A 12,965-nucleotide genomic window follows, 5' to 3' on the forward strand; every position below is an offset into this window, starting at 1 on the left:
GGGCTTGGGGAGAGGTCGGATCGGTCATCATTGCTCCGCCGCAACAGGGGTCAGTATGAGGGGCAGGTGCGCGAACACACGCCAATCCTCATGATCTAGCAAGACACCGCGCGCCGCGGCCGGGTGTATCTGGAAGCGGTCGATGATGGCGGTTACCATCATTTCGGCCTCCATCGCGCCAAGCAATGGCCCCTGGCACATATGCGCGCCGCCGCCGAAGGCGAGCAACGGCCCATTTTTCCGGCCGGGATCGATTTGGTCGGGGTAGGCGAATGCTTCGGCGTCCCGGTGGGCACTGTCGATCCGCAGCAACACCAGATCGCCCGGCGCGATCGACACATCCCCAATATCGACCGCCGTCTGGGCCACGCGTCGGTTGAAGCGGCGCAAAGGCCCAGCAAGGCGCAGCGTTTCCCGGATGAAACCCGGCATGAGCGTCGGTTCCGACTGTAGGCGCGCCTGCCATGCCGGGTTGCGCGCCAATAGGTCCAGAGCCGCACTGATCGTGCCCGCGATGGAATCCGCCCCGGCGACCAGCAGGAAAGCGATCAGATCGAAAGACGCATCGCCTGTCTCAACGCTATCCCGCTGCAAGCTGCTGCGGAGTTCGCGGCGCAAGCGACGGGCAGCATCCTGGCAGGCATCATAGTCCCGCAAACTACAGGCATGCGACCAAGCCCGCGTCACCATGGTCGCGTCCGCGCGTAAGGCCATGGCCTGATCGATCGGCAAACCCAGCATCGACGCCAAGATCAGGGAGGGGAGGGGATCAGCCAAATGTACAACCGCGTCGATCGCGCCGCCAGACGGCACCGAAGCTGCGATGCGCTGGGCTTCCGCCAGAGTGGCGGACGCTGGCCAGCGCGCCATGCCCTGCTGCACGATCCGGCGCACGGATTGCCGGTTGGCCAGATGCGATGGACCATCCTGGAACAACAGGGTCTGCTCCATGAGGGCCAGCAAGTCCGAATAATCCCGCCTGGCACGCGCGGCGATCCGCTCGACCCGCTGCAGCGGTGACGCCATGCGAAAAGCAGGCGATCGCAATATCAGGCTGGCATCCGCGTGGCGCGTGATAACCCACGGGCCGTTCCCTTCGCTGCGGAAGGGCGGCATGGCGGGCATAATCGCCCCATCGGGATCGGTGATCGAGGTCATCACTGAAGGCCTTTGGGCGCAGAGGGTCCGGGTTGGCGATCGCCCTTGTCGAATATCACGGCCATCCCATGCCGGATCGATTCACCATGATGGCGCAGCGCATCGGGGTGGAAGGGCGCGGCGGGTGCCTGCTCCAACTGGAAATGGCCATGGTCCCGGCCACGGACCAAGGTTGCGAAATTGCGCGCGCCGTTGCGCTGCGCCACCGTGGCGGGAATATAGCGCATCGCAAAGCCGATACGCCGCTCGCTGGACTGGTTGGGTGGCGATCCATGGACGATGAGCGGATCATGCAACGATATTTCGCCCGGACGCAGCCTGACGTCGATCGCCGACCGCTGATCCACGCCGCCGATCACCTCTTCGCGGCGACCCAGCATGTTCAGCCGGTCGCCGCTGTCGCGATGGGGCAGTATCTGGGCATGGCTGCCTGGGATCATCTGCACGCCGCCATTACCGGGACCGCTGTCGCTCAGCGCCAGCCAGGCCGTCACCGCGCGCGGTGCATTGAGGCCCCAATGCGTCTGGTCCTGATGCCAAGTGACATGGCGGGGGCTGTGGCCCTCCTTGATGATGAAACTGCTGCCCCAGCATAGCAGGTCCGGCCCCAGAAGGTCCTCGATCGCGTCGAGCAGACATGGATTATGGACCATATCCCATAGCCAGGGGATCAGCAGGTGCGGCTTGGCGTTCAGCGCAGGCGGCAGCCGCCCGGCACGGCTTGCCTCGATCGCTTCCAGTGCGGAACGAAATTGCGCAGCTTCCGTCTGCGGATACAGGCGAACGGGGAAAACGACGCCGTCGCGACGAAAAGCATCGATCTGGGCATCGGTCAGGCCTTTTCCCATTACATATCCCCCTCAACCAGCGCCTTGATCTCACCCGCCTGATAGGCGGCGCGGGCCGCCTGTCGTCGGATTTTGCCGCTGGTCGTACGCGGCAGGGTGCCGCTGCCGACAAAGACGATCTGGGGCATCAGGCCGCACCGTTCACCAACCTGCTGCGCCAAGACCCTGGCCCATTCCCTGCGTTCCGTCGCGCTGCTGCGGTTCCGCGCGACTTCGCACAATAGCAGCAGTTGCTCCTCTTCCTCGACGGTAATGCCGACGGCCGCTGCCGCCAGCAGTGGCGGTCCATCCACGTCCAGCGCGGCGGCTTCGGCGTCGGCGGCATGGATATTGCGGCCATGGACGATGATGCAATCCTTGATCCGGTCCAATATCACCAGGCCATCAGCCCCCCAAATGCCCACGTCCCCAGTGGGAAGCCAGCCTGTCCCATCATCACCTTCGCGCAATTCGGGCAGTGGCACCACGCAGCCCTCCCGCCCTGACCAAAGACCCATGGCGACATGCGGTCCGGCGATGCAGATTTCGCCGCGTTCGCCATCGGGGAGCGGGCGTCCATCCTGCGGATCGCAAATCCTGACCTGCGCGTCGTCGGGTGCCCATCCACAGGAGACATGGGCACGACCCGCGCCAGGGACTGCAACCGGCGCGCCATCGTTCCATCGGGTCGAAGTCGCCAAAAGCGTGGCTTCGGCCAAACCATAGCAGGGCAGAAAGGCAGCCGGATCGAAACGTGCCGGTGCCAGGCGGTCGGCAAAGGCGTTCAGGCTGCGTAATCGTACCGGCTCCGCCCCGCAAAATGCGACTTTCAATGTCGACAGATCGAGCGTCCCTGCCTGCGCCGGCGTGATGCGACGAACGCACAGGTCATAGCCGAAATTGGGTCCGCCAGCCGTCGTACCTTGATGGTCGCTGATCGCCTTCAGCCAGCGGAGCGGCTTCTGGATAAAGGCGAAGGGGGGCATCAGTACGGCGGTGCCGCTGGCATAAAGCGGATGCAGGAGCGCGCCGAACAACCCCATATCATGATGCGGGGGGAGCCAGTTGACGGCCACGATGTCCGGCCCGCTACCGAACATCTGTCCGATCATCGCTTGATTGGCCATGATGTTGCGATGGCTGATGACGATCCCGCGGGGTGCCTGGGTGGAACCCGAACTATATTGGATCACGGCCGCCGCATCGGGATCGGGCAGGGGCACATCTACCCCGTGTCCCGTCATGGCTGCCGGATCGACTGGGCGCAGTGCGCCCATGTCGATGCCATGATCGGCGGGACCGATCACGCTGCCCGCGCCCAGATCGGCGACCATCAAGGCCAGCCTTCGCCGCGCCTCGTCGCCGGTCGGGGGAAAGGGGATCGGTACGGCAATGGCACCCGCGCGCAGGCACGCCAGCAGCGTCACGACGAAGGGCAGGCCCGGTGGCAAGGCCAGCACGACCGGCGTGCCGACGAGCCCCGCCTGGTATAATCGGCCCGCCATGGTCGTTACCGCCGCATGCAGCTCGGCATAGCATGCCTGCTCGGTGACCGCCTCGCCACGTTGCAGGAACCGGATGGCGCTGTGATCCCCACGGGTTGCCGCATGTTGTTCCAGCAGGGCAGGCAAGGTCGGGGCGACGGCCAAGCTCAAGACTGACCCCCCATATTGGGCAGGACATTGCGCATCCATCGGCGCAGCACACCAGAATATCGGTCAAGCGCAGCCGGATGGTAGGGGGCTTCGGGCGCCTGTTCCAGATCGAAATGACCATGGTCCCGCCCTCGTACCAATGTGGCGGAAGCGCGTACTGGGCCGATGGATCGGAGGTGGGCCGGAATATAGCGGATGGCGAAACCGCAACGGCGCTGCGTCGACATGTTCGCTCGCGAGCCGTCTACCAGCATGACGTCGTGCAGCGACATTTCGCCGGGGCGCAACTGGATATCCACCGCCTTGCTCTCGTCCACCTCCTCGGCGATCGCTTCGCGTCCGGGCAACATCACGTCATTGTCGCGGGTATCGACATGCACCAAGGGTGTCCGATGGCTGCCGGGACTGACGCGCATGCAGCCATTGTCCGGCAGGGAAGGGGTGAAGGCGATCCAGGCGGTCAGCGCCTGGGGCGCCGACAGGCCCCAATAGGTCGCATCCTGATGCCAGGTCACATGTTGCGGCGTGCCTGGGGCCTTGTCGAAAAAGCCCGCTGCCCAGCAGAGAAGGTCCGGCCCCAGCAATTGCTCGATGGGGTCAAGAATGGCGGGATGATGGACCATGTCCCAGAGGAAAGGGGCGAGAAGATGCACCTTCACATTATGGCCGGGCGCGATCCGGCCCGCGCGCATCGCGGCCAGCGCATCGACCTGGGCGAGTTGGGCGGCCATCGCGGCCTCATCCATCACAGGCAGGGGCGCGAGAAAACCGTCGCGCCGATAGCGGGCGATGGCGGCCTTATCGATGCGATGCGCCGTCATGCGCGCGCACTGATCGGCGGCTGGATGACGGATCGGTTTTGGGCATCATAGAGCCAGCCCGGATCGCGCATCGTGGCCAGCGGGCGACCGCGCCGTTGCCGATACAGGCGACTACCGGTCTGGAGTACCGCTATCGCGCTTTCCGGGGTGCTGGTCGACACGCCGCCATGGATCTGATGGAACGTCCCTTCGCCCACTATGCGGATCTGCTGCACATCGGGCAGGGCACAGGCCCGCAAATAGGTGTCGGGATTGACCACGCCGCCGCCCGGCTCCACGAACGCCGCGTCATAGCCGCCCAGTTCGTCCCATAGCGGCCGGGGCAGGAACAGCGCATTGCTCTCCAGCATCGGCCCCTCCGGGCCACCACGCAATTCGCTCGTCGCGACGTCGAACAGGCGATAGCCCGCCTGCGGCCAGTCGATCGTATCGAGCAAGTGATCCTCGGCATGGCGATCATAGCCATGGCGTATGCTGTCGAACTGCAGGGTCGGTCCCAATTGATAGTTGAGCGTCGCGACCACGGGCCGCGGATGCAGCGTCGCTGCCGAACGGCAGGCGGCGATCAATCCGGGCGAGGCCAGTCGTGCGCCGTCGATCCACACCCCGATAAACGGCGCGCGGGCAAGCGAGAGCCCATGGTTGATCGCCGACACCGGCGACACGCTGGGCTGGGCCTGTTGCACGATGCGAATATCGGCATCCAGATGAGCCACGTCCGTCAGGGTTGGTGGCTGGTCGGAACCATTATCCATCAGGATGATCTCGATATCGGCGCGCGCGATGTCCGTCTGATAGGGCGGGCATAGCGACAACAGCGTGCGGGGCAGTTCCCGCCGCATATTATAACTTACCAGCACGATCGAGACGGCGGGTTGCGTCAATCGCGTTGCTCCGCACCCGCGATGTTGCCGCCCCCATCGCTGGCAAAGGCGGCAACAAATTCGTCGATGCTGGGATTTTCGAACAGTTGGACGGGATCGACCTGTACGCCGAACTCTTCCTCCATAACGCCAGCCATCACCACCGCTTCCACACTGTCGAACCCATAGGCGTCGAATGTCTGATCGGCCGGCACCTGTTCGGGCAGGGACAGGACGCCGCCGATATAGGCGACCATCCAGGCCCGCAGCGTATCACGGTCGCATGGCAGGCGTTGGTTCATGGGTGTTCCTTTGCAATAGGGGACAGGTCGAACAGGCCGCCCGCCGCAGCGGGCTGGGTGCGCATCCGGCGATTGAGAATGGGTTGGAGCGCCCAGCCCGGCCCATCGTTCGCGATCATGTCGCGCATCCAGGTCAGGGCGAAGTCGCGCCTTGCTTCCCGCCGCTCCACAGGCGCGTCGAAGGCAGCGGTGATTCTCGCCCAATGGCGGTCCAGGGCATCGGCGATCGATGCGGGCAGCAGGCTGCCATCCTGGCGTTGGCCCTTCGTCGATGCCATCGTCAAAGCCTCCTCCCAGGTGCGCGCGAGATCCTGTGGCCGCCCGCAATGGGCCAGAAAGCCTGAAAATTTATTATAGCTCGGACGGCCGACCAGAATGCCAGGCACGCCATAGGCACTGGCGGCGACATAGCCATGCAGGGACGCCCCGATATAGAGCGCGCTATGGGCAATTGCGCCACTGATTTCCTGCAGGCTGAGCGGGTCGTCGAGCATTAGGCACGGCGCGCCGAGCGAGTCAGCGAATTGGCGCGCGACCGTCGGGTCGTCATGGTTCTGCCCGACGGCCACCAGCATCGGTACCATCCGTCGTGCCTCAGCGAACTGGCGCAGCGCCGATCCAAGCGCCTGGCGATCCACGCCCGCGACCGACCGATTGCGGATATGGATGGCCAGCAATTGTGTGTCGGGTGCCATCCCCTTGCGTGCCAGCAATTGCCGGAATGGGTCGGCAAGATCGGCCTGTGACCACAGCCGCGGCAGATCAGCAATGGGGTCCGGTACGATCGCGATACTGGCGTCTTCCGTCGCAGGAGCGAGCAGATGGCGGCTGCCTTCGTCCCGCACAGAAACATAGGATGCGGCATGGCGGGCGGCGTCGATCACGCGCCTTTGTCGACTGGAAAAGGGATGCGGCACGCCGGGCGCGTTCCAGGCGATGGGAATGTCGCGCAGCGCTGCCGCCAGCGTCGCCCCCAACCAAAGGCCAGCGCCTGCCCAATTGCCAAGCGACGGATCGCCATAATGATCCAGAAAGGCCAGCGAATTGGCGTGGATCATATAGCCGCCGCCGATCAATATCCCGGCCGGGGCGATCGATCCCGACAACATCTCCCCAATATCGATGGTCGGCAGGGCGTCAGGGAAGTCGGCCTGCCCGCCGGTCGGTGACACCGCCACCACATCAAAACCCGCATCGGCCAGACGCGTGCGCGCCACCAGGGGAAACAGCAGGTCGCCATAATTGTTCATGTCGAACATGCCGGATATGAAGATGGTGCGCCGCGCGCTCATATCCCGCCTCCTATGGTGGCCAATGCCTTGTCGAGCACGGCGAAGAACAGGCCGTTGGCGATGGCATGTTCGATCGCAAAATGGTCGGCGCAGTCCGCGATCGGATAGAGGGTGACATTGTCGAGACCATCCAGGCAGCGTGCCGCCTGCGCATCGGGGGCGTGCGCCGCGCCGAAGACCTGATGTACATGGGTTTGCGGCACGGACCGGATGAGGCCCACCAAGTCCATATCCGCGCTCGTAAAGGTCGAAAACAGCGAAGCGCGCGTGCCATTGGCCGCAACCGGGGCGTCTTCGGCGGCATCTAGCCCCAGATTGACCGGCCCGGCAAAGGATATGGCCGCATGGCTTCCCATCATGGCGGCGCACCGAATGGCCGCGACCCCGGCGATGGACGATCCGATGGTGATGACCGGCACGCCCAAATCCTCGGTCAGCCGGTGCAACGCTTCGATCATGGCATCATGATCCGGGCCGAGCGATGCGATGCCGCTGGTGAAACTGCGATGGTTGCGATCGCGCAGATAGAGGATGTTCACGGGGCGCTGGCGCAGCAATCCGTCGGCCAGTCCAAAAGGCAGATAGCCCAGCCCCCCAACGACACTGGCAAACAACAGGATTGTCGCCTGCGCACCTGCCACGGGCAGAATTTGAACGTCGAGGTCACAACCATGGCGAACCGCGCGCTTATTGTCCCAGGTCGCAGCAGGATGCGCGGCCATGGCGGTGCGCAACGGCCCTGCCATATGCGCGACGGCATCCTGCGTCGCCAAACGATCGATGATCGCCCGCGCATCGGCCACAGCATCGTGCCGCAGGGCGGCTATCGCATATTGGAACAGCCAGCGCGAATTGCTCGCCTGTTCCGGTGCGCGCGCCCGCAACAGCGCGAACAGCCGCTTGTCCACGCTATCGGACAGAGGGCAGCGGTTATAGCGGAACAGCAACAGCCAATCGTCCGGCCAGCGGGTCAGGGCCGCGTCGAGCAGCGCGATCACGCTGTCGATCCGTCCGGTGAAGATGGCCGCCTGGATCGCGCGGCGGGCGAACTCGACCCGGTCGGGGTTGCGCTCCATCACCTGGACGGACAGGGCATAGGCATCTTCGAACCGTGCGGCGGCCAGATGCAGTTCCAGCTCGATCAAGCGGCTTTCATCGGTCAGCGGTCCCCAGGCGCGTGCCTTGTCGAACAATGCTTCGGTTCCGCTTCGATCCTGCTGGCGAAAGCGGATGGCGGCGAGTTTCAGCAGGATGAAGCGATCATCCGGGTGCGACCGCAGCAGGGTTTCGAGATAGGCGCGCTTTATATCCGGATCGACCAGGGTCATGATGATGCGAGACAGCAGCCCGGTTCGCGTCTGTTCTGGCGCGCTACCTGCCCACACGGCCTCACGAAACAGCATGCGGGCATCGTCAGGCCTTTGGCGGCGCAGGAAGAGTTCGACCAGTCGGACCGCAGGCCAAGGGTTGGCGGGATGATGGTCGCGCGCCGTCTGGAAGGCCGCCACGGCCTCCTCGACCCGGCCCGTCTTTTCTAGCCAGCCGCCTTCGATAAGACGCAGGCGCAGATCATCGGGCCAGCGCCCGCGCGCCAGAGATATGCGGCGATCGATCGACCTATCGTCGTCGCCCGCCGCTCTCGTCAGCGCCTCCAGTGCGGCAATCTCATCGCGCAGGAGCGATGCGGTCACACCATCAGCGGTCTTGTCTGCCCGGTGTAACATCGGCCCCCCATGTACCCCTTGCCTTCCATGGCCACGACAATGGCTAATGCAAACCGGGTCAATATTGAAGTCCGATTTGGACGGTGTCGCAGGAACTGGTCGAGATTGGACGATACTATAGTCGATCAGCAAGACCGTCGGTTGATCGGGCCATTTCGGCGATGGCGCTGGCCTGTATCCAGTCATGCCGTGCCTGCGTAGCCGTCGCGATGCACAGCACGGTTTCCGTGTCCGAATAGGGGTCCGATGGCCAGGCGAAGGTCAGGAAAGCATCTGGCAGATAGGTGTCCAGACGCGCCAGGATATCTGTGCCAAAAGCGCGCAGGCGACCATGATCGTCGCCGCGCGGAAATCCCCATTCCAGCGTGGTTTGCCGCGTCGGCACGGTGCGAAAGGATAGCAGCAGCACGCCATCATCGGCCAACGCCGCCCGCAATTGCATCAAGGTCGCCTGAATGTCCGCCACCTGCTCCAGCATGTCGAGGCACAATATCATAGCATAGCGTTTGTCGGCGGCCGGTGCCACGAGCGTAGCGCCTTCATGCGTTGGCGCGATCAGGTCGAATTGGGCAAACCAGCCGCCCGCCGCGACGCGATGCCGCCCATATTGCAATCCCATGGTACGCAAGGCCGGGTCCGACCGAAGCACCTCCAACACCTGGCGCATGGCGCGGTGCCGCGCCGTCGCGTTGCAACCGGCGCAGACATGGTTGTGGCCGACCATATCGTCCGCTTGTCGGCGGTTAGGCCGCACCGTCTTGCCGCCACAGATATTGCACTGGAATGGCTTGCTGATCGGCGATGCCGCTTGGGAGGGAGGGGCGGGCAGGACGGCCACAAAGCTTTGCCAGTCGCGCTGCCCTTCGGGGCGGTCGGCGATCCAGTGGCGCAGCCTGTCCATGGCTTGCGTTTCGCGTTCGCTCATGGGCTCGTGCAACAGCGCGCGCAATTGCGCCCAATGATCGGCTATCCGCGTGCGCGCAGCATTGATCGCGCGCCGTTCTTGCTCTTGCAATGGCGTCATCAGGGCCGCTTTACCCAACGCCTCGGCCCAGCTGTGGCTCAGCCGCTCCGTCATGCCCAGTTGCTCCAGGAAACCGGCGAACTTGACCATCCGAGGCCGGGCAATGACGAGCGCTGGCTTTTCATAGGCAAGCGCCGTGATCAGCCCGTGCATGGAAGAACCGACATAGCAGGCGGCATGGGCGATCAGCGCCGTAATTTCCTTCAAGCCTAAGGGCTGATCCAGAACCAACACTGGTATCGGCAGCAATGCGCTGACGCGCTGGGCCAATTGATCGTCACCATGGCAGGGTCCGATCGCGATGAGTACCGGCACCGCGTTCAGCCGGCCGGCCAGCGCTGCCACCTGCCTCCCCTGCTCGGCCTCATCCGCGTCGAGATAGCGGCTGTTCACATGCACGGCTACCCAGCGATCGGGCACGGCCATGCCGCGCCGCGTAAAGGCCGCCTCGGCGATGGCGCGCAAGTCCGCCGCAGGCCAGAGCGCAGCGAGGTCAAGGGCGGTGTCTGGTAAAATCTGGACGGATGCATCGCCCGATTTTCCCATAAAATTGCGGCTGGCCTCGTCCCGCACGGTCACCTGTGCGCTGGCGGCCAGAATGGCGTCGCTCAAGGTTCGCACCGGTCCACGCAGCAGAGGGTGGGGCAGGCCGGGTGCATTCCAGGCGATCCGTCCGCCCGTCTGCGCAGCGATCAACCCCGCGCCCAGCCATAACGCCGCATAGCTGCCCTGCGCGCCGAAGCGCGTTTCGGCATATTCGGGCAACGGCGTGCTGGTCGCATGGATGATATTGCCGCCGCCGATGCCATGCAGGTCCGCCGGATAATCGGCTGCGGTCTCGATCGGCAGGCAGGGGACGGTGTCGTCCCAGGCCGGTTTGCCGCCACGCGGGGAATAAGCGCGAAAATCCTCTTCGGGGATGCCCAGCCGATCGCGCAGCAGCAGCGGAAACAACAGGTCGCCATAGTTGAGGACGTCGAATGTTCCATAAAGCGCGACGCGCGGGCCTGCGCCGGAACTGTCCGGCGGCGAATTATTTGCATCGGTCACGCGGCCAAGCCTCCCATGTCTTGAGGACAGAGCTACTATGGCCTATCGCGTTGGTAAACCGCCTTGTTGGCCGATGGACGGGAACATAAGCCATGTTGGAGCAGCACGCAGAGCCCCGCTATCAAGCCATTTCGCGACCCTGTGCGGAGGCGGTCGAATTGGCGACCCGCGTTCTGGCGACCCATGCCGACCCGCTTATCGCGGAAGTCGGGATCGGCATCGGTGCGACGTCGCTGGCCTTGGCGCGCGCGATGGATCATCGCGGCACGCTATGGCTGTTCGATTTCGACAGCCGCGTGCAGGAATTGCGCGCTGACCTTGCCGACATCGGCTATCGCAATGTCGAGATTGTCGGCAACTCGCGGCGCACCTTCGACAGCTATGGCTGGACGCTCGCAATGCTGACGCGGCGCGCGCGCATCGACCGGCCCGAAGGCATGTTCGACTTCATCTATCTGGATGGCGGACATCTTTATCAATATGATACGTTGGCAGCGGTCTGCTGCAAGGAGCTGCTCAAGCCAGGCGGCTATTTGCTGCTCGACGATTATGACTGGACCATCGCGAAATCGCCGACGATGCGACCCTCGCATAATCCATCCGTGCTGGCGGATTATAGCGAGGAGCAGATCGAATTGTCGCATGTCGAGATGATATGCAGCCTGCTGCTCGACCCCGATGCCGGTTTCGAACAGATACCCCTGGGCTATCGCGACGTGGAGCATCGGCGCGCCTACCGGAAGCTATGAGCCGGGCGCCAAGACGCAGGTTCGCCACCCGATGACGGACCTTCGTGCCGCCGACACCGCAGCCCTGGTGGCTCTGCTTGCACAAGCACCGCCCGGTGCGCACATCATGCTCGACGCGCCGCGCTATGATCTGGCGCAGGACATTCTGCTGGATCATGCGATCACTCTATGGGGAGAGGACGGCCTCCTACCCATCCTGCATTTCATCGATCCGCGTCATGGCCTCACGATGCGGGGCGATGGCAGCCAGCTTCAGTCGTTAGCGCTGACCGGGAGCGGGCATCGGGCTACGTCATTGCTGACGGTCGCTGCGGATGATTGCGTGTTGGACGGCGTCCGCATCGTCGGCGTGCAGGGAAGCGGCTTGCGGGCGGACGGATGCCAACGATTCACCATTACCGACCTGATCGTTAAGGACGCAGGCCAGCAGGCCGCGACATTTACCCGGTGCGACCAGCTTCGATTGACGGTAAAAGCCCGCAACATCGCCCACCGCGCCGCCGCGCCCGCCATCCATCTGATCGATTGCGATGGGTTTTCGATCGATGCCGACATCGACGATGTGAACGGCAGTGCGATCACTATCGAGCGTAGCGAAGCCGGAGAAAGCGCATGTACAGGTGGGATCAGGCTCCGTGCCAGCAAGGTGCGGCGTGCGTTGTCCCTGCTTGGTCGCCGGGATGCGCCGATCGAGGCGATTACCGCTGATGTCGATGCTGATACATGGACGGAATGCGCCATGCTGCTTTCCAATGTCCGGTCTGTCCGTGTCGATCTGACGCTTCGATCCACGGATATTCTGCCCTCGCTGATCTTCAATGGCGGCTTCGGGGTGCGCGACAGCCATATCGATATCCATCAGCCCGCGGATGCAGCGGCCTTGCCGTCATCGCTCGTGCGCGGATTGGACCAGAATTCCGGCAATATCGTCAATGTACAGGAACTGGCTACCGCTGGCTCAGAGCCGGCGGCCTGGGCCGTGGCACCTGCCTTGCAAGCACGGCTGGATGCGATCGGTAGGCCCGGCTTTGCTGTTTATGAAATGGCGGACCGCTGCAATCTATGCGGATGGAAAGGACTGTTTCGCCGCACCCACGCCAGCGAACGGGAAACGCTGGCTTGTCATGATTGCCGGGCCACATTGCGCTATCGCGAACAGGCCAAAACCCTAGTCGATCGCTTGGGTGGCGGCCGTTTCGACACTTTGGCCGCGCTGGCAGCGTCGGACCTATTGCCGAAACTGGACATATTCGAAGCTGGCTTTTCAGGGCCATTGCGCCGTTGGCTGGGCCGCGCGCGCCGCTACGAACAATCCTTCTATGAACCGGGCGTACCCAGCGGAACGCGGCGCGGTGCCTTGACCTGTCAGGATCTGATGGCGACCTCCTTTGCCGATGACAGTTTCGATGTCGTCATCACGTCCGACATGTTCGAACATATCCGCAAGCCAATGCTGGCCTTCGCCGAAGTCCATCGCATTTTGCGTCCGGGCGGATTGCA

Annotated in this window: 11 protein-coding genes; 2 read left to right on the top strand and 9 right to left on the bottom strand. The window is 63.8% G+C overall.

The window, feature by feature from the left end; all coding sequences use genetic code 11:
- Nucleotides 1–27: 27 nt before the first annotated feature.
- The 9 genes from IL54_RS11020 to IL54_RS11060 all read right to left on the bottom strand — a co-directional run bounded on the left by IL54_RS11020 (nucleotide 28) and on the right by IL54_RS11060 (nucleotide 10,716).
- A complete protein-coding gene (locus IL54_RS11020; RefSeq protein WP_037475609.1) occupies nucleotides 28–1,158 on the bottom strand; it encodes a cytochrome P450 in 1,131 nt (376 codons plus the stop codon).
- Entirely contained in the window at nucleotides 1,158–2,006 is an 849-nt protein-coding gene (locus IL54_RS11025) for a phytanoyl-CoA dioxygenase family protein (RefSeq protein WP_052027651.1), read from the bottom strand. Before IL54_RS11025 ends, IL54_RS11020 begins: the two co-directional genes overlap by 1 nt.
- Nucleotides 2,006–3,640 (bottom strand): AMP-binding protein, encoded by a 1,635-nt coding sequence (locus IL54_RS11030; RefSeq protein ID WP_162182220.1) that lies wholly within the window; start codon nucleotides 3,638–3,640, stop codon nucleotides 2,006–2,008. Before IL54_RS11030 ends, IL54_RS11025 begins: the two co-directional genes overlap by 1 nt.
- Complete coding sequence (locus IL54_RS11035; protein ID WP_052027652.1) at nucleotides 3,637–4,461, bottom strand: phytanoyl-CoA dioxygenase family protein; 825 nt, start codon at nucleotides 4,459–4,461, stop codon at nucleotides 3,637–3,639. The genes IL54_RS11030 and IL54_RS11035 overlap by 4 nt, the downstream gene beginning before the upstream one ends.
- Nucleotides 4,458–5,345 (bottom strand): glycosyltransferase family 2 protein, encoded by an 888-nt coding sequence (locus IL54_RS11040; RefSeq protein ID WP_052027653.1) that lies wholly within the window; start codon nucleotides 5,343–5,345, stop codon nucleotides 4,458–4,460. The genes IL54_RS11035 and IL54_RS11040 overlap by 4 nt, the downstream gene beginning before the upstream one ends.
- On the bottom strand, nucleotides 5,342–5,626 hold the full coding sequence (locus IL54_RS11045) for an acyl carrier protein (protein WP_052027654.1): 285 nt from the start codon (nucleotides 5,624–5,626) through the stop codon (nucleotides 5,342–5,344). The genes IL54_RS11040 and IL54_RS11045 overlap by 4 nt, the downstream gene beginning before the upstream one ends.
- On the bottom strand, nucleotides 5,623–6,918 hold the full coding sequence (locus tag IL54_RS11050) for a polysaccharide pyruvyl transferase family protein (protein ID WP_037475612.1): 1,296 nt from the start codon (nucleotides 6,916–6,918) through the stop codon (nucleotides 5,623–5,625). The genes IL54_RS11045 and IL54_RS11050 overlap by 4 nt, the downstream gene beginning before the upstream one ends.
- On the bottom strand, nucleotides 6,915–8,642 hold the full coding sequence (locus IL54_RS11055; protein ID WP_069063884.1) for a tetratricopeptide repeat protein: 1,728 nt from the start codon (nucleotides 8,640–8,642) through the stop codon (nucleotides 6,915–6,917). Before IL54_RS11055 ends, IL54_RS11050 begins: the two co-directional genes overlap by 4 nt.
- Before the next feature lie 115 nt (nucleotides 8,643–8,757).
- A complete protein-coding gene (locus tag IL54_RS11060) occupies nucleotides 8,758–10,716 on the bottom strand; it encodes a polysaccharide pyruvyl transferase family protein (RefSeq protein ID WP_037475615.1) in 1,959 nt (652 codons plus the stop codon).
- Between the two features lie 92 nt (nucleotides 10,717–10,808).
- Between IL54_RS11060 and IL54_RS11065 the strand changes: the two genes are divergently transcribed.
- Together IL54_RS11065 and IL54_RS24140 are read left to right on the top strand one after the other, a co-directional pair.
- Nucleotides 10,809–11,465 (top strand): class I SAM-dependent methyltransferase, encoded by a 657-nt coding sequence (locus IL54_RS11065; RefSeq protein WP_037475618.1) that lies wholly within the window; start codon nucleotides 10,809–10,811, stop codon nucleotides 11,463–11,465.
- 31 nt (nucleotides 11,466–11,496) lie between these two features.
- The coding region (locus IL54_RS24140) for a methyltransferase domain-containing protein (protein WP_193378839.1) at nucleotides 11,497–12,965 on the top strand (1,469 nt) is incomplete at its 3' end.

It is taken from the genome of Sphingobium sp. ba1, from assembly GCF_000743655.1.
GTDB lineage: Bacteria > Pseudomonadota > Alphaproteobacteria > Sphingomonadales > Sphingomonadaceae > Sphingobium.

What these genes read in the sequence shown, in the direction of transcription:
- IL54_RS11035 (WP_052027652.1), bottom strand. Translation starts at nt 4,461, where the DNA reads ATGACGGCGCATCGCATCGATAAGGCCGCCATCGCCCGCTATCGGCGC.
- IL54_RS11025 (WP_052027651.1), bottom strand. Translation starts at nt 2,006, where the DNA reads ATGGGAAAAGGCCTGACCGATGCCCAGATCGATGCTTTTCGTCGCGAC.
- IL54_RS11050 (WP_037475612.1), bottom strand. Translation starts at nt 6,918, where the DNA reads ATGAGCGCGCGGCGCACCATCTTCATATCCGGCATGTTCGACATGAAC.
- IL54_RS11045 (WP_052027654.1), bottom strand. Translation starts at nt 5,626, where the DNA reads ATGAACCAACGCCTGCCATGCGACCGTGATACGCTGCGGGCCTGGATG.
- IL54_RS11020 (WP_037475609.1), bottom strand. Translation starts at nt 1,158, where the DNA reads ATGACCTCGATCACCGATCCCGATGGGGCGATTATGCCCGCCATGCCG.
- IL54_RS11055 (WP_069063884.1), bottom strand. Translation starts at nt 8,642, where the DNA reads ATGTTACACCGGGCAGACAAGACCGCTGATGGTGTGACCGCATCGCTC.
- IL54_RS11065 (WP_037475618.1), top strand. Translation starts at nt 10,809, where the DNA reads ATGTTGGAGCAGCACGCAGAGCCCCGCTATCAAGCCATTTCGCGACCC.